This window comes from Pseudoalteromonas qingdaonensis, from assembly GCF_038739665.1.
GTDB lineage: Bacteria > Pseudomonadota > Gammaproteobacteria > Enterobacterales > Alteromonadaceae > Pseudoalteromonas > Pseudoalteromonas qingdaonensis.
In genome coordinates this window covers 25,095-41,609 of sequence record NZ_JBCGCU010000022.1, presented here as the reverse complement: position 1 = coordinate 41,609, position 16,515 = coordinate 25,095, and the positions used below count along the sequence as shown (strand labels likewise).

Below are 16,515 nucleotides of genomic sequence, written 5' to 3'. Positions count from 1 at the left end.
CTGTGACCACGAACAGGTTGCAAAGAAACTGAAAACGGATATCTATTTCGCTAATCCATACTCTTCATGGGAACGTGGATTAAATGAAAACTTTAACGGCTTGCTGCGCCAATACATACGCAAAGGCACTGACTTACGCACGGTAACAGACAAGCAAATTGCAGAGATTGAACGCGCGTTAAATGCCAGACCGAGAAAATGTCTGGGGTATAAACAGCCAGCAGTCGTATTCGAAGAATTACGCAAGGCGGCTTAATTTAGCGAGTGGTGCACTTCGGAGTTGAATTCGCGAGCCGTTTGCTAAAGGTTTTATTCAAATTAATGAATTGGGTGGAAATTTTAACAATGTGATTGAAAAAGGACGCTATCGTTTTGGTGATACAATTACGTTAATAGGTGATAATTTCAGTGCGTTAAACGATCCCGTTGTTGTTGTGTATCAACACAATAATGTATTTAACTTTAAACCTAACTCCGTAAGCGCTAATCAATTAACCTTTAATTTTGATGTGCCAAAAGGCAAGTACGCCTTGTTTATTTACGACGCTGATAGCAAAACAGCCGCCCCGCGTGTATGCGTCCCAGCGAACGAAGTGAGTGCGTTAATTGGCTTGTTAGTTGCTACGCTGATACATCCTAGAGTAACAGCTGAGCTATGCGCACAATGCTCACTCACTTTTGACGAATAACTTTTTGAATAGCTCTTCTGATTTGGCGAGCCCTTCTTCAGTTAGAACAACAGACTTTGATTTGCCAACAGGGTCGTGAATATAACCTTTTTCATAAAGTCGGTCGGTGATACTCCAATCTATTTGCTTCCAAGCCCTACCAAACTTGTCGTGCAGAGTAAGGTAAAACAGAGCAAGTGCCGCTTCATCGATTTTATCTTCATCTATTTCCACTGCTGTCTCCATTTTCATATGGCTACTAACGCCTCAATAACCGGCAGCCGAACCGTAGGTTTGGCTGTCCGGCGCCGACAGGCGCGTAGTTGATTGACTTGTTAAATCTATTTTCAGTAAGAACTTAGATTCTGCTTTGCCTATGCAATTTATAGTTACATCACCGGCCTTCCATTGAGGATCATAGGGAAAACAATAGCTCTCAAACTTTACCGCCTTTTCACTCTTTGATGCGAGCTCAAGTAAATAGAGCTTGCCTTCTTTTGCTTTGTTGTAGAGGGCATAGTCTTTTGCTGGCGAAATATATAGCCCGTCCAACATGCCTAATTCTAAATCTTTGTAAAAGGTAGTTGAATAGTGTGCAATTGCCTCCCAGTGATCCGGTGGGTTTTGCATAGTATATTTTTGCTTGGTAAAACCATCTCCAAGCTCTACTTTAGTGCTATACTCTCTTTCTTCTGCATTTGCGGACAAAGAAAAAATGATTATTAAGAAAGCTATACGCATAGTTCCACTTGAGATTTAACAATTTAATATCGAGCGATTGGGTCGTTTTTCTACCGCAATCTGTCTCGTTTTTGTCCTCTGACCATTGATAGCAAATTTAGGAAGTACTTACCAGCATTGAAGTTACGAGACATTGCCATTAACGTGGACACGACAAAAACGACCCATTGGGTCGTTTTCCTGACTATGGGAGAATCTCAACGATGATGGATGTATACACAGTAATTTCGGTGGAAGGATGAACGTCAGCTTCGCTCTTAGCTGCCTATCAGATTGCGATAACTTAAATTGGAAAGCAGGTGTATCAGCTTAATCCCCTTACATTGCATCCGAAGCGCGATACGAGAAGAGTAATCGCCAGCAGGACGCTGGCGAAAACATGCTCAGGCCAGGGAAGGCCTGTGCATGTTGGTTACGTTCATTTCTCGTAGCGGGGTGAGGAAACAATGCAATGTTGGGGCGCCTTGGGGTTCTTAGGGGGGGTTGGCGTAAACCACCCCTAAGGTGTCGTCGCCACCGCGACAAGATCTCAATAGTTAGAGCAAACAAACCGGCGCGCCCACAACTTACCAAAAACCGGGGCTCCAAGGGGGCTAGTCCCCCTTGGGTGTGATGGTAATCACACCATCCGTCATAAAGAGTTGCTCTTCTCCAACCCTGCATCCGTCAGTAAGTTTCTTAGTTCATCCAGTAATTCCAACAACTCGGGCTCGATATCATTGATGCTGGCCTGCTCCTTCATGGCCGTTTCAATCAGCTCGGCGAGTTTTTTCAGTTTTGGCACGCCGGTGTAGCAGCAGGCGCCGTGGAACTTGTGGATGATAGAAAGTAAGCGTGGATGATCCTTGGCGGTCATGGCTTCTTCTATCAGGCTGGCGGTTTCCGGAATGCTCAGCAACAGCATGTTAAGCATCTCATGAGCCAGGTCTTCCTTGCCTCCGGCGCGTTGCAGCGCAAGTTCCCAGTTAAGGCCATTGCTGGCAAAAGGAGGTGTGCTTGGGGCGCTCTTGTTGGCGTGGCGCTCGCGCAGGCGTTTATGATCGGCGCCGTGCTCCATAAGTACTTCGTGGAGCATGTCCTCGTCCAAAGGCTTGGTGAGGTAGCTGGCGAAGCCAACATCCTTAAGCTGTTCTTTCTCGCCGCTTAAGGCATGTGCGGTCACGGCTATGATCGGTGTGTCTTCGTTGAGAGAGGACTCGCAAATAAGCTTACAGGCGGTAATGCCGTCCATAATCGGCATTTGTATGTCCATAAAGATCAAATCGTATTTATGGCTCTTACAAACCTCTACCGCCTGGGCGCCATTATGGGCTGTGTCCAGTTCTTCGACCTGCTCTTCAAGCAGGGCACAGATCAGTTTTAGGTTGGCGTCGTTGTCGTCCACCACCAAAGCTTTAAGCGGTAAGCGGTTGGCCTTGCGGTCCTGGGTGTGAATAGTGGGATGGTCGAGGCGATAGGGCGCTGCCAGCATTTCACAGAATTTACGGTGATTAATGGGTTTGCTAAGGCAGCCGTCGGCACCACTGCCAACTAAGGCCTCGCGCATATTGTGCGACACAGTATTAAGCAGCAAATAGATATAGTCGCTGTGTGGGCGTACCATGGCAATAAGCTGCTTCATCAGCGCCATGGACTCAACGCCACCGGCATCGCCAAGCACGCAGATATCGAATTTAAAGGAGCCGGTTAAGACTTGCTCTAGCTCTTCCAGGCTGCGACAGCCGCTCACATGCACACCCCAAGCGTGTAAGATGCTGGTGGTGGCCATATAGCTGTGTTCGTTTTGTTCGAAATACAGCACCCGCTTTGTGGCTAGGGAGCTGCAGGGCAGCTCGGTTTGGAAATGATGATCCGGCAGCTTAAACACGGCATTAAAAGTAAAGCAGGTGCCCTTGCCCGGGGCGCTGTTCAAGGTGATACGTCCGCCCATGGCTTCCACCAAATGCTTGGTGATCATAAGCCCCAGGCCGGTGCCGCCAAACTTGCGGGTAATGCTGGAGTCGGCCTGGCAAAAGGGGGTAAACAAGGTGTCTTGCTTATCCATGGCAATACCAACGCCTGTGTCTTTTACCGAGATCAACAAGGAGGTGCGTTCATCGGCCAGCAGGCGACTGCTGATATCTATATTGATCTCCCCCTGCTCGGTAAACTTAATGGCGTTACTCACCAGGTTGGTAAGAATTTGTCGAAAGCGGGTTGGGTCGCCAAACAGTTGCTCGGGCACATTGGGGTTAACATGAATCGACAGCTCCAGGTTTTTCTCGTGAGCGCCGGGGGCGAGCAGGGTCAATACCTCGTTTACCGAATCGCGTAACTGGAATTGAATGCTTTCGAGCTCCATGGCGCCGGCTTCAAGCTTGGAGAAATCGAGAATATCGCTGATGATGCTAAGCAGGCTGTTGGCCGAGGCCTCTATGGTATCCAGGTAATCTTTTTGGTTCTTATTAAGCGGCGTTTTATAAAGCTGGCGGGCAAAGCCAATAACTCCATTGAGCGGGGTGCGCAGCTCGTGACTCATCTTCGCCAGGAAGTCTGACTTAACCTTGTTTGCAGCCAAAGCCTCGCGTTTGGCCATAATTAGCTGAATATTCTGGGTCTCATACTGTTCCAGGGTTTCCTGATAGTCGGCAGTAGCCTGGTCGATATGGCGCTGCATCTCGTCTTTTTCATCGGCCATATATTCGGTAATGCTCACCAGGCCTAAGCGCAATTGCTCCAATTCGCCCTGCATGGCCTGGGTGATATTCTGTGGCTCTTCGCCTCGGGCTACTTCGCCGGTGGCGCGCACGAGACGCGATAAGGGCTGGGTGATCATACGGCTTAGGCGAATGGAAATAATCACGGCAAAGCAGATGGCTAATAAGATCACCGCGGCGCTGATTAAAATGGCTTTTTGTTGCTCTATCACCGCGGCCTGACGGTTAAATTGCACCATAACAGTACCTGCGGTTTGAAACGGCAGATGGCTGGGAGCATTGGGGTTGAGTACGCCCTGATAAAAAATTAAAAATTCATCGTCTTGAATGACCTTGTTCAGGCTTTGATGCACTTCGGGGGGAATATTCGTCAGGCGCTCAAAATTGCGGTGTAGATTGCTGGTTACCACCAGAGAATCGCTGGCATCAAAAATAGCCACGGACTTTACAAGCGGCGAGTGCATATTGTGAGTATGGCGAGCCATGCGCTCCAACGTGGCTTTGTCGTTTTTAATTAAGGGTTGCTCTATGGCAATACTTAATGGCTCGATTATGGTGCTGCCTTGCTCGATGAGAAATTCATCCAACTCCAGGTAGCGATTTATAGTAAAATAGCCGCCGAGCAATAGACCAATCACCACGGTAGGCACCAAGGTCAGGATCAGGACTGAATCCCGAAGGCCTAGTCGGTTCATAAGCAAACAAATAAATGAGACTGTGTTAAGTTTAGGTTATAGCTTACATCGATCTTTAGCAATGTAAATTAGGGCGGGGCATGGCGAACTTTTTTAAGCCAAATAAAAAACAAGTTAAAAATCAAACGCACGAATTGAGCATCCAGAGCATGGATCATCATGGGCGTGGCGTGGCAAAAAATAACGGCAAGGTTGTTTTTGTGAGCGATGCCCTGGCCGGTGAGCGCGTTTTGGCACGTATTAATGCCGATAAGAAAAGCTACGCCGAGGGCCAGTGTATTAAGGTAATCGAACCCAGCGCAGCGCGGGTTAAGCCCATGTGCCAGCATTATCAGCAGTGCGGCGGCTGTAACTTGCAGCATCTTGAGTTGCAGGCGCAGCTGGATGGCAAACAGCAGGCGGTGGGCGCGCTTTTTGCCAAGTTTACCGGCCAAAGCGAACTACCTTGGCAGGCCCCTATCGAAAGTCAGCCCTGGCATTATCGCCGCAGCGCCCGTATCAGTATTTTCCATGATAAGAATCGCGGCTTGCAGGTGGGCTTTCGCCAGCAAGGTTCCAAGCAGATAGTCAATATCGAACATTGCCCGGTGTTGGAGCAGGGCTTTGATGCGGTATTTGCATTTTTCCGTGAGCAGATAGAGCAGCATCCATTGCTGCGTTCAGTATCGCATTTACAGCTGGTGGCCACAGAAGACACCCATTACATAGTGGTTCGTCATACCAAGGCCATTGTCGACAAGGTGCAGCAACTAATACAGGATGCCGCCAGCGAGCATGACTGGACCCTGGTTTGGCAGCACAGTGCTGAGCAGGCGTTACCGGCGGCTAGCTATCAGATTAAACAAGGTGACTTGTCCTTGCAGTTTGGCCTGGATAATTTTATTCAGGTGAATGCCGAGGTGAACGAGCAAATGCTTAGACAAGCCATGCAGTGGTTGGCGTTAGGTGCCGATGAGCAGGTCTTGGATCTGTTTTGCGGTGTTGGTAACTTCTCCTTGCTGGCAGCTCAGCAGGCAAAAAGAGTGGTCGGTGTTGAGGGGGTTGCTTCGGCAGTGGACTATGCTCAATTAAATGCTAAGGCCAACAAGCTGGATAATTGCCAGTTCCATTGTTTCGATTTAACCAAGCCCTTGGCGCAGGCGAGTTGGTTTGATAAAAACCTCGATGTATTGCTGCTTGATCCATCGCGCATGGGTGCCGAGGCCATACTTGCGCAATTACCGCTCAAACAGTTCAAACGCGTCTTGTACGTGTCCTGCGATCCCGTTACTCTGGCCAGAGACAGCAAAACGATACTGGCAGCGGGTTTTTCGCTCAATAAGCTGGGAATTATGAACATGTTCCCGCACACAGGTCATATCGAAACAATGGCATTATTTACACGGGGGTAGAGTCCGCCATGGTGGCAACAAGACAGTCGCATCGCATCGATATCGAAAACTTCGACAGCGCCTTAAAGCAGCTGGCGTTAAGTGACGACAAGTATCAGTTGGTCAAAGCCGCCACCGAATACTGCGGCGAGCACCGCAATGCCGACAATGACCGCTTGGCGCTGGAAATGGTAGAAATTCTGGCGCAGCTGAATCTTGATGCAACCTCCCTGGCCACCGCCTACCTGACGCCCTATTTTATCGCCAATAAAATCGCCATTAGTGATGTTAGCGAGGACTTCAATAAGGATGTCGGCCTGTTGCTGACCGGGGTGGAGCAAATGGCCACCATCAGCACCTTGGCTCATGCCTCGAGCGGCCAGGTGCAGGTGGATAAAATTCGCCGCATGCTGCTGGCCATGGTCGAAGATGTGCGCGCCGTGGTGATCAAGTTGGCGCAGCAGGTGTGTTACCTGCGCGAGGTGAAAGATGCCAGCGAAGAAGAAAGGGTGATTGCCGCCAAGGAAACCAGCAATATTTTTGCCCCTTTGGCGAATCGTTTGGGTATTGGCCAGCTGAAATGGGAGCTCGAAGATCTCGCGTTTCGCTATTTGCATCCGCAAACCTATAAGCGCATTGCCAAGTTATTGGAAGAAAAGCGCCTCGATCGCGAAGAATATATGCGTGATTTGGTCGAGCAGGTACAAACCAAGCTGGATGAAGTCGGCATTAAGGGCGAGGTCTATGGCCGCCCTAAACATATTTACAGCATCTATAAAAAGATGAGCAAAAAGAACTATGAGTTCGACCAGCTCTTCGATATACGCGCCATGCGTATCGTGGTGGATAAAATTCAGGACTGTTACGGCGCCCTTGGCGTGGTGCATACCAGCTGGCGCCATCTGCCTAAAGAATTTGACGATTATGTCGCCACCCCTAAGCCGAACGGTTATCAGTCCATTCATACCGTGGTTTTTGGCCCTGAGGGCAAAACCGTGGAGATTCAAATTCGCACCGCGCAGATGCACGAAGATGCGGAGCTGGGTGTGGCTGCGCACTGGATGTATAAAGAAGGAGTGCTGGGCGGTCGCGACAGCGGTTATGAGCAAAAAATCAGTTGGCTGCAAAAGATTCTGCAATGGCAAGAAGAAGTGGTCGACGGTACAGACCTGGCCGATGAACTGAAAAACCAAGTAGTCGAAGACCGGGTGTATGTGTTTACTCCGCGCGGCGATATTTTCGACTTGCCCTTTGGCGCCACGCCGCTGGACTTTGCCTACTATATTCACTCCAATGTTGGTCATCGCTGCATAGGAGCCAAGGTATTTGGCAAAATTGTGCCCTTTACTTATCAGTTGCAAACCGGCGATCAGGTGGAAATTCTTACCCAAAAAGAGCCGAATCCGAGCCGTGACTGGGTCAATCCATCCCTTGGTTATATTCGCTCATCCAGAGCGCGGGCGAAAATCCATCACTGGTTTAAACAGCTCGACCGGGATAAAAACCTGCAGGCAGGTAAAGACATACTCGATAACGAGTTACAGAAGCTGGATCTCACCTATAAGGATCTTGAGCCGGCCATTAAGCGCTTTAACTTCACTCATTTAGACGATTTGCTGGTGGCCATAGGCGCCGCCGATGTGCGTTTAAACCAGCTGTTGAACTTTGTGCAGAATAAGGGTGAGCCCGAGCCGCAAATTAAGTTTAAACAGCCCAGTCGCAGTACCAAGGCGGATAAAAACGGCATAGTGGTGGAAGGCGTGGGTTCGCTGATGAGCCATATGGCAGGCTGCTGTGAGCCGGTGCCTGGAGATGCCATCTGTGGCTATATTACTCAGGGCCGCGGCATTGCCGTACACCGTAGTGACTGCGAGCAATTTGCCGCTTTGCAGGAGCGTCACCCGGAGCGCATTGTTGAGGTTAGCTGGTCGGCAAAAACCAATAGCGATTTCGCCTTATCTATTAAGGTGGAAGCCAATGACCGCCAAGGGCTTATTCGCGATATCAGTTCGGTGCTGGCCAATGAAAAGGTCAATGTGCTGAGTATGAATGTGAACGCGGTGGACGAAAAACAATTGGCGATTTTTAATATGAAGATCTCTGTGTCGGATTTAAGCAGCACCAACCGCTTACTGACCAAGCTGATGCAAATCGAGGGCGTGTATGATGCCTCTCGTGTGGGAGCAGGTTGATGAGTCACAGTGATATCACCGAACTGCAGGCTATTATGGCCAAGTTGCGCTGCCCTGAGTCCGGCTGCGACTGGGACCTGGCGCAATCCTTTAAAACCATAGTGCCGCACACTCTGGAAGAAGCCTATGAGGTGGCCGACACCATAGAGCGCGGCGCCTATGATGAACTCAAGGCGGAATTAGGTGACTTGTTGTTTCAGGTTATCTTCTACAGCCAGCTGGCCAATGAGCAGCAACTATTTGACTTTAATGCCGTGGTCGCCGGGCTTAATACCAAGCTAAAACAGCGCCACCCTCATATTTTTGTCGATGGCCAAGCTCAGGATAACTGGGAAACCCGCAAGCATCAGGAGCGTCAAGCCAAGGGCCAGCATCATCTGCTCGATGATATTCCCGCCAAGCTGCCGGCGCTTAGTGCCGCTAATAAAATTCAAAAGCGCGTTGCCGCCGTAGGCTTTGACTGGCCCAGTGTCGATGGCGCCTTAGACAAGGTCGCTGAAGAAGTAGAGGAAGTGCGCGAGGCCATAGAGCATGACCCAAATAGCGAGCACTGCGCCGAGGAAATTGGCGACCTGCTATTTGCCACGGTAAACGTTGCCCGCCACCTAGGTCGCGACCCGGAGCAGCTGCTGCGCCAGGCCAACCGCAAATTTAGCCGTCGTTTTAATGGTGTCGAGGAACAACTGGCGGCGCAAGGCCTAAACCTGCAAGATGCCGATCTAGAACAGATGGAAGCGGCCTGGCAGGCGGTAAAAGAGCGCGAATAAGGACGCGCTTCGAGATTAATTTTAGCTGGATTGGGCGAGGGGGCTTTGCTATACTATCGCCCCGTCTTGATTCTATAATTTAATCCATTTCCTGATATCTTAGGGTTCGCATGAGTACAAAATTTATCTTCGTTACAGGCGGGGTGGTTTCCTCGTTGGGTAAAGGTATTGCTGCTGCATCATTGGCAGCGATCTTAGAAGCACGTGGCTTAAATGTCACAATCTTAAAGCTGGATCCTTATATCAACGTTGATCCGGGCACCATGAGCCCAATTCAACACGGTGAAGTGTTCGTTACCGAAGACGGTGCAGAGACGGACCTTGACCTTGGTCACTATGAGCGTTTCATCCGCACCAAGATGACCAGCCGCAACAACTTCACCCAGGGTCGTGTATACGAAGATGTTCTTCGTCGCGAGCGTCGTGGTGAGTACCTGGGTGCAACCATTCAGGTGATCCCGCACATCACTAACGACATTAAACGTCGTGTAGTTGAAGGTGCAGAAGGCCATGATATTGCCATCGTTGAGATCGGCGGTACCGTAGGTGACATCGAGTCACAACCTTTCCTAGAAGCAATCCGTCAGCTTGGTACCGAAATCGGCCGTGAGCGCGCCTTGTTTATGCACCTAACGCTGGTGCCATTCTTAGGCCCAGCCGGTGAAGTGAAAACCAAGCCGACTCAGCATTCTGTAAAAGAGCTACGTTCTATTGGTATTCAGCCAGACATCCTGGTATGTCGTTCGGCCTGTAAACTACCGGGTAACGAGCGTGCCAAGATTGCCCTGTTCACTAACGTTGAAGAAAAAGCGGTTATCTCGCTACAAGACGTAGACAGCATTTATAAGATCCCAGCGTTGCTTAAGTCGCAGGATCTGGACAACATTATTTGTCGTCGTTTCCATTTGGATTGCCCGGAAGCGGATCTATCCGAGTGGGAACAAGTACTTTACCAAGAGTCGAACCCTACTGGTGAAGTGACTATCGGCATGGTGGGTAAATACATCGAGCTACCGGATGCCTATAAGTCGGTTAACGAAGCCCTTAAGCATGCTGGTTTGAAAAACCGTCTAACAGTGAATATTCAGTACGTTGACTCACAAGATATCGAAAGTAAGGGCGTTGACCTGCTTAAAGGTCTTGATGCCATCTTGGTACCTGGCGGCTTCGGCGGTCGTGGTGTTGAAGGCAAGATTATGGCGGCCAAGTATGCCCGTGAGAACAAGGTGCCTTACCTAGGTATCTGTTTAGGTATGCAGGTAGCGCTAATTGAATATGCGCGCAACGTTGCCGGTCTTGAAGGCGCGAACTCAACCGAGTTCGATACTAACTCGCCGCACCCTGTAGTGGGCCTTATCACCGAATGGCTTGATAAAGACGGTAACGTAGAAGTACGTGACGAAGCGTCGGATTTAGGCGGCACCATGCGTCTTGGCGCTCAGCTGTGTCACCTTAAAGATGGTTCAAAGGTACGTGAAGTGTACGGCAATGATCAAATCGTTGAGCGTCACCGTCACCGCTATGAAGTGAATAACAACTATGTTGAGCAGCTTGAGCAAGCGGGCCTAGAGTTCACCGGTCTTTCCGAAGATAAGAAGCTGGTGGAAATTATTGAAAATAAAGATCACCCTTGGTTTATTGCGGCGCAATTCCACCCGGAATTCACCTCAACGCCACGAGATGGTCACCCACTATTTGAAGGTTTCGTGGCAGCTGCACACAGCTTCCAGAAGCAATTTTCGTAATCGATCGTATTAAGCCGTGCCCATGCACGGCTTTTTCGTTTTTATACCCCTTGCCCAGAGCTGCCATGAAGCGGCTCCGGGGGAGGGAGTACTAAACCTGGGACAAGAGGAATCATTCGAGATGTCAGAAATTGTTAAAGTGATTGGCCGTGAAGTTATGGACTCACGCGGTAACCCAACTGTTGAAGCCGAAGTATACCTAGCCAGCGGTGCTTGGGGTCGTGCTTGTGCACCTTCTGGTGCTTCAACTGGTACACGTGAAGCGCTTGAGCTACGCGATGGCGACAAGAGCCGTTACCTGGGCAAGGGTGTATTGAAGGCAGTAGGTTTCGTAAATAACGAAATCGCCACCGCCCTTAAAGGCCAAAATGCCCTTGAGCAGCGTGCAATCGATAACATCATGCTTGAGCTTGATGGCACCGAAAACAAAGAAAAATTAGGCGCAAACGCCATCCTGGCGGTATCGCTGGCAAACGCTAAAGCGGCAGCTCAGGACAAGGGTGTTGAGCTATTCGAACACATCGCCGACATCAATGGTACATCTGGTCAGTATTCAATGCCTGTGCCTATGATGAACATCATCAATGGTGGTGAGCACGCGGATAACAACGTTGATATCCAAGAGTTTATGGTTCAGCCGGTAGGCGCTCCTAGCTTTACCGAAGCGCTACGCATGGGTGCGGAAATCTTCCACAGCCTGAAAAAAGTACTAAGCGCGCGCGGTCTAAATACTGCGGTAGGTGACGAAGGTGGTTTCGCACCTGACCTTAAGTCAAACGAAGAAGCTCTGGAAGTGATCGCCGAAGCGGTTGCTGCTGCCGGTTACGAGCTAAACAAAGACGTAACCCTGGCGCTAGACTGTGCCTCTTCTGAGTTCTATCACGATGGTAAATACGACCTTAAAGGCGAAGGTAAGGTATTCGACTCGGCTGGTTTTGCCGACTTCCTTGCAGACCTGGCGGCACGTTACCCTATCGTTTCAATCGAAGACGGCCTGGACGAGAGCGACTGGGCGGGTTGGAAAATTCTAACCGATAAGATTGGCGACAAGGTACAGCTAGTGGGTGACGATCTATTCGTAACCAACACTAAGATCCTTAAGCGTGGTATCGACGAGAACATTGGTAACTCTATCCTTATCAAGTTCAACCAAATTGGTTCACTGTCTGAGACCCTTGATGCAATCAAGATGGCTAAAGACGCTGGTTTTACTGCGGTTATTTCACACCGTAGTGGCGAAACCGAAGACGCGACTATCGCCGACCTTGCAGTAGGTACAGCGGCTGGCCAGATCAAAACTGGTTCACTATGTCGTTCTGACCGTGTAGCTAAGTACAACCAGCTATTACGTATCGAACAACAACTTGGTGACAAAGCGGTTTATAAAGGCCGTTCTGAAATCAAAGGCCAATAAGCTGAGCTTATTAAGCCAATAAAAAAACCGCGGTCTCACCGCGGTTTTTTTATGCCTGCTTGTAGGTCGGTCTTTAGGCCGGCAAATTGCACATTCATTGGCATATCGTTGTAGGTCGGGGTTCACCCCGACAAAGGAGCCTCATTGTAGGTCGGGGTTCAGCCCGACAAAGGTACCTCATTGTCGGCGCAAAGCACCGACCAGCAAGGCTGAAGCCTCGCCCACTGCACCGACCTACAGATGAATTTAAGGCTGAAACTGTTGGGCTAGGATCTGTCGGGTAAATTGGGTTTTTAAATAAAAGCCCCGTGGCAGGGTTTGAATGCGCTCGCCATTTTTACCTATGGCGGCGGTCAGGGCTTTGCTGTTGGCTGCCTTGGGGCGCAGTTGTAACACCTCACCAAAATGGCCATTGACCTGCTCAATCTGTCCCAGGGCTACCATTTCCGTGAGCTCTTCCCAATCCCGCTTCAGTTGAGCGAATTGCTGCGCATCGGGTTGCCATAAAAAGCCGCTGCCTATCACTCGCTCCACCACGGGGATTTCGCGCTCGGCCAAAATCGGCAGCCATAATACATGAAACAACTTTTTATAGACGGTACTTTGCTCGAAACTCAGCCCGGTCACCTGGGTAAGAGGGGCGACGCTGACAAAGGTGGTTTCCAGCGGCGTGCCCTGATAGGAAATGGGCAGGGTTTTTAACTCCACACCAAGGGCGGGAAAGTCCGGCTCTGGCAAAGAGCCCGCACTGGCACCAAGCACATATTCTAGTAATTGCCCAACCCAGCCCTTTTCTCGCTGCAAATGCTCTGGGGTTTTAAAACCGTATTGCTCGGCAAGATCCCCTAAAGTCATACCAGCAATGGCATCGACGCGCTGGCGTAATTGGGCAAGGTTAGTAGGTGGAGAAATCATAGCTGCTCGATAGGGGCTGTGGAGGCCTGATTGTAACAAAGGCGCGGTGAATTCCTAGTCTTGTTAAATGGGGTGTATCCGGTGCTGTTATTTTGAACAGAAAAAATTGGCTGCTTTTTTACTCACCTTATTGTTTGGGTTTGTTTTATAACATATTGATTATTAATGTTTATTTTTGTTGTTATTAAGTTTTTGGGTGATTGCGATGATGTTTTAATCCACAAAATACATATGTATAAACACATTTATCCACAGAATCTGTGGAGAAATACGGTTTTGAACCTATTAATTGTGGATTTGTTTTATTTTTATCCGTAGTTATCAAAAGTTATGCACAACATGTGAGTAACTTGGTGTTAATTGCGAATATTATTTGCTGTCAATTGGCGATTGTGGAACAATCGATAAAAATCGACTTACAAAAGAGGCACTAAGGTGATTGATGCCGAAGGTTTTCGTGCCAATGTCGGAATCGTAATCTGCAATAACCAAGGACAGGTGTTTTGGGCCCGCCGTTACGGCCAGCATTCATGGCAATTTCCACAGGGCGGGGTAGACGATGGCGAAACGCCAGAGCAAACCATGTACCGCGAACTGCATGAAGAAGTGGGACTGCTTCCTGAAGATGTTGAGGTGATCGCCAGCTCACGTCATTGGTTGCGTTATAAACTACCGAAACGCTTAATACGCCGTGATTCAAGCCCTGTGTGTATTGGCCAAAAGCAGAAATGGTTCTTGCTGAAACTAAAATGCAAAGACGAAGACGTAAACTTGCTGAAAACCCACCATCCGGAGTTTGATGATTGGCGTTGGGTGAGTTACTGGTATCCGGTGCGCCAGGTCGTGGCCTTTAAACGCGACGTTTACCGCCGGGTAATGAAAGAATTTGCTCCTATTGCGATGCCATTTAATCGCAAGGAATCAGCGCCCCAGGGGCAGTGGCGTAACCGCCGTTAAGGAGAGTTTTCAATATGCTTGCCACCATGCGCGCCATCGTCGAGCAAGTTGCTCAGCAGCCGAGCTTGGAAAGCGCGCTCATGGTGTTTGTCAGCCAGGTCAAAAAGGCGATGAAGACCGAGTGCTGTTCAATCTATTTTGCCGATTACAGCCAGGATAACTTTGTCTTGATGGCCACCGATGGCCTTAACCCCGCCGCCGTGGGTAAATTTCGCCTTGGCTTTACCGAAGGCCTGGTGGGCCTGGTGGCTCAGCGTGAAGAGCCGATCAACCTTGCCTATGCCAAGTCACACCCGCACTTTATAACCTCAGATCTTGTTCAAGAAGAGCAATATAACGCCTTTTTATCCGTGCCCGTGGTGCATCAAAAACGGGTGCTAGGGGTTATTGTGGTGCAGCAGGTAGCGGCCCGAGTATTTAGCGAAGACGAAGAGTCCTTTTTGATCACCTTGTCGGCGCAATTGGCGCCACAACTGGCGGTTGCCCAGATACAAACCTTGTTGCAGCAGGACGACCTCAGTCATCGCTCGACCATGCTCAAGGGGATCTCCAGCTCAGGCGGTATCGCCCAGGGGCATGCCTATGTGGTGCTGCCCAAGGTCGACTTTTCGTCCGTGGAGCTGCGCAAGGAAGAGGATAAGCTCAAACAAAAGCAACTCTTCTTACAGGCAGTGGCGGCCACCCGCAAGGAGTTCAGCACTCTGGCGGTGTCCATGCAAGGACATCTGCCGAGCGAGGCGGTAGCGGTTTTTGAAGTCTATTTGCAATTGCTCGATGCTCGCAGTCTGGGTCGCGATGTGGAGCTGGAAATTGCCGATGGCTGGTGTGCCAAAAGTGCCTTAAAGCTGGTTATCGAGCGATTGGTGCAGCAATTTAACGCCATGCAGGACCCTTATATTAAAGAGCGGGCCGTCGATGTAAAAGACATTGGCCTGCGGGTGCTGTTTCATCTGCTCAATACCGAAAAGGCCACCAAGCCTTATCCGGAAAATACCATTTTAGTGGCCCATACCCTGACTCCGGCCATGTTAGCGCAGGTGCCCAAGGAGCGTTTAAAAGGTGTGGTCAGTGTCCATGGCGCCGCTAACTCCCATGCTTCGATTTTGACCCGCGCCCTGAATATCCCTACTGTGTGGGGCATTAACGATATTCCGCTGTTACAGTTCGACAATAAAGAGCTGATCATAGACGCCTATGCCGGACGGGTGTATCTCAGCCCCAGCGAGGCGCTGAAAAAAGAATATGCGCAAATTCAGCACCGCGACGCCAAGTTACACGACCAGTTTGAGTCCGAATACCATCTGCCTTCGACTACGCCCGATGGCAAGGCCATAGACCTGATGCTTAATGCCGGTCTGGATTTACAAACCGAGCTCGACAGCGCCCGTTATTGCGATGGTGTGGGTCTGTATCGCACCGAATCCTGGTTTATGCAAAAGGGCACCTTTCCGTCTCAGCATGAGCAAGAGCAATGGTACCGCCAGGTGCTCAGCAGTTATCATCCGGCTCCGGTCACCATGCGCACCTTGGATATAGGCGGCGATAAGGCGCTTGATTACTTTGATATTCAAGAAGAAAACCCTTTTCTAGGGTGGCGCGGTATTCGCGTGAGCCTGGATCATCCCGAGTTGTTTCTCGATCAGCTTAAGGCCATGATCAAGGCCAATTCCGGCCTGGGTAACCTGCGTATTCTCTTGCCCATGGTGAGTGAAGTAGGGGAGGTGGACGAGTCCTTGGCTTTGCTTGAGCGCGCCTATTACGAATTACAGCAGGACTTCCCCCACGAATTCAGCTATATCGACAAACCCCTGGTTGGGGTGATGATAGAAGTGCCATCGAGCATGTATTTACTACATGAGTTTGCCGCCAAGGTAGACTTTTGCTCCGTCGGCTCCAACGACCTGACTCAATATCTGCTGGCGGTAGACAGAGCCAATTCCCGGGTGGCCAATCTCTTTGATTGTTATCATCCGGCGGTGCTGCGCGCCTTAAATGGCATTGCCGAGCAATGTCAGGCGGCCAACTTTCCCTTTAGTTTGTGTGGTGAACTCGCTGGTGAGCCGGAAGGTGTCATCTTGCTAATGGCCATGGGCTTTGACAGCTTAAGTATGAACTTTAGCGCCCTGCATAAGGTGAAATGGGTGATCCGCCGCGTTGGCCTTAAGGCTTGCCAGCAATTATTGGCGCAATGCTTAAGTGCAGCCAATGCTAAACAGGTGCATCGTTTAGTGCGGGATTTCATGCTTGAACAGGGTTTAGGGCAATTGTTATATCGACAAAAAGACGATGATGCCAAGCAATGAAATCCTCTTTATAACCTGATATATTCATCATATAAGAAAACAGAATAAGTAA

The 16,515-nt window shown here is 49.8% G+C and carries 13 protein-coding genes; 9 read left to right on the top strand and 4 right to left on the bottom strand.

Annotated elements, in window-relative coordinates:
- Together WCN91_RS14555 and WCN91_RS14550 are read left to right on the top strand one after the other, a co-directional pair.
- Nucleotides 1-256: IS30 family transposase (locus WCN91_RS14555; RefSeq protein ID WP_342678662.1), on the top strand; the 256-nt coding region annotated here is incomplete at its 5' end.
- Between the two features lie 91 nt (nucleotides 257-347).
- Complete coding sequence (locus WCN91_RS14550) at nucleotides 348-689, top strand: hypothetical protein (RefSeq protein WP_342680094.1); 342 nt, start codon at nucleotides 348-350, stop codon at nucleotides 687-689.
- Here WCN91_RS14550 and WCN91_RS14545 read toward each other — a convergent pair.
- The 3 genes from WCN91_RS14545 to barA all read right to left on the bottom strand — a co-directional run bounded on the left by WCN91_RS14545 (nucleotide 669) and on the right by barA (nucleotide 4,800).
- Entirely contained in the window at nucleotides 669-902 is a 234-nt protein-coding gene (locus tag WCN91_RS14545; protein ID WP_044056436.1) for a DUF6429 family protein, read from the bottom strand. The genes WCN91_RS14550 and WCN91_RS14545 overlap by 21 nt on opposite strands.
- Nucleotides 903-935: 33 nt before the next feature.
- Nucleotides 936-1,409, bottom strand: a complete 474-nt coding sequence (locus WCN91_RS14540) for a hypothetical protein (RefSeq protein ID WP_342680093.1) — start codon at nucleotides 1,407-1,409, stop codon at nucleotides 936-938.
- A gap of 631 nt (nucleotides 1,410-2,040) precedes the next feature.
- Nucleotides 2,041-4,800 (bottom strand): two-component sensor histidine kinase BarA, encoded by a 2,760-nt coding sequence (gene barA / locus WCN91_RS14535; protein WP_342680092.1) that lies wholly within the window; start codon nucleotides 4,798-4,800, stop codon nucleotides 2,041-2,043.
- 80 nt (nucleotides 4,801-4,880) lie between these two features.
- Between barA and rlmD the strand changes: the two genes are divergently transcribed.
- The 5 genes from rlmD (at nucleotide 4,881) to eno (ending at nucleotide 12,288) form a co-directional block, all read left to right on the top strand.
- The gene (gene rlmD / locus WCN91_RS14530) at nucleotides 4,881-6,191 is read left to right on the top strand and encodes a 23S rRNA (uracil(1939)-C(5))-methyltransferase RlmD (protein WP_342680091.1); all 1,311 of its coding nucleotides are present in this window, start codon (nucleotides 4,881-4,883) and stop codon (nucleotides 6,189-6,191) included.
- Between the two features lie 8 nt (nucleotides 6,192-6,199).
- Nucleotides 6,200-8,362: a GTP diphosphokinase gene (gene relA, locus WCN91_RS14525; protein ID WP_342680090.1), complete on the top strand. Its 2,163-nt coding sequence runs from the start codon at nucleotides 6,200-6,202 to the stop codon at nucleotides 8,360-8,362.
- Nucleotides 8,359-9,129, top strand: a complete 771-nt coding sequence (gene mazG, locus WCN91_RS14520; protein WP_342680089.1) for a nucleoside triphosphate pyrophosphohydrolase — start codon at nucleotides 8,359-8,361, stop codon at nucleotides 9,127-9,129. The genes relA and mazG overlap by 4 nt, the downstream gene beginning before the upstream one ends.
- 110 nt (nucleotides 9,130-9,239) lie before the next feature.
- On the top strand, nucleotides 9,240-10,874 hold the full coding sequence (locus WCN91_RS14515) for a CTP synthase (RefSeq protein ID WP_342680088.1): 1,635 nt from the start codon (nucleotides 9,240-9,242) through the stop codon (nucleotides 10,872-10,874).
- Nucleotides 10,875-10,995: 121 nt separating this feature from the next.
- Nucleotides 10,996-12,288 carry a phosphopyruvate hydratase gene (gene eno, locus WCN91_RS14510; protein WP_342680087.1) on the top strand — a complete coding sequence of 431 codons (1,293 nt, stop codon included), beginning with the start codon at nucleotides 10,996-10,998 and terminating at the stop codon, nucleotides 12,286-12,288.
- A gap of 246 nt (nucleotides 12,289-12,534) precedes the next feature.
- On the opposite strand, the gene mutH is transcribed toward eno, so the two are convergent.
- On the bottom strand, nucleotides 12,535-13,203 hold the full coding sequence (mutH, locus tag WCN91_RS14505; RefSeq protein WP_342680086.1) for a DNA mismatch repair endonuclease MutH: 669 nt from the start codon (nucleotides 13,201-13,203) through the stop codon (nucleotides 12,535-12,537).
- Between the two features lie 435 nt (nucleotides 13,204-13,638).
- Between mutH and rppH the strand changes: the two genes are divergently transcribed.
- Both rppH and ptsP read left to right on the top strand, forming a co-directional pair.
- Nucleotides 13,639-14,160 carry an RNA pyrophosphohydrolase gene (gene rppH / locus WCN91_RS14500; RefSeq protein WP_105213697.1) on the top strand — a complete coding sequence of 174 codons (522 nt, stop codon included), beginning with the start codon at nucleotides 13,639-13,641 and terminating at the stop codon, nucleotides 14,158-14,160.
- 14 nt (nucleotides 14,161-14,174) lie between these two features.
- Nucleotides 14,175-16,463, top strand: coding sequence for a phosphoenolpyruvate--protein phosphotransferase (gene ptsP, locus WCN91_RS14495; protein WP_342680085.1), 2,289 nt, complete (start codon nucleotides 14,175-14,177; stop codon nucleotides 16,461-16,463).
- Nucleotides 16,464-16,515: the final 52 nt, after the last annotated feature.

What these genes read in the sequence shown, in the direction of transcription:
- WCN91_RS14540 (WP_342680093.1), bottom strand. Translation starts at nt 1,409, where the DNA reads ATGCGTATAGCTTTCTTAATAATCATTTTTTCTTTGTCCGCAAATGCA.
- barA (WP_342680092.1), bottom strand. Translation starts at nt 4,800, where the DNA reads ATGAACCGACTAGGCCTTCGGGATTCAGTCCTGATCCTGACCTTGGTG.
- rlmD (WP_342680091.1), top strand. Translation starts at nt 4,881, where the DNA reads ATGGCGAACTTTTTTAAGCCAAATAAAAAACAAGTTAAAAATCAAACG.
- relA (WP_342680090.1), top strand. Translation starts at nt 6,200, where the DNA reads ATGGTGGCAACAAGACAGTCGCATCGCATCGATATCGAAAACTTCGAC.
- WCN91_RS14515 (WP_342680088.1), top strand. Translation starts at nt 9,240, where the DNA reads ATGAGTACAAAATTTATCTTCGTTACAGGCGGGGTGGTTTCCTCGTTG.
- eno (WP_342680087.1), top strand. Translation starts at nt 10,996, where the DNA reads ATGTCAGAAATTGTTAAAGTGATTGGCCGTGAAGTTATGGACTCACGC.
- mutH (WP_342680086.1), bottom strand. Translation starts at nt 13,203, where the DNA reads ATGATTTCTCCACCTACTAACCTTGCCCAATTACGCCAGCGCGTCGAT.
- ptsP (WP_342680085.1), top strand. Translation starts at nt 14,175, where the DNA reads ATGCTTGCCACCATGCGCGCCATCGTCGAGCAAGTTGCTCAGCAGCCG.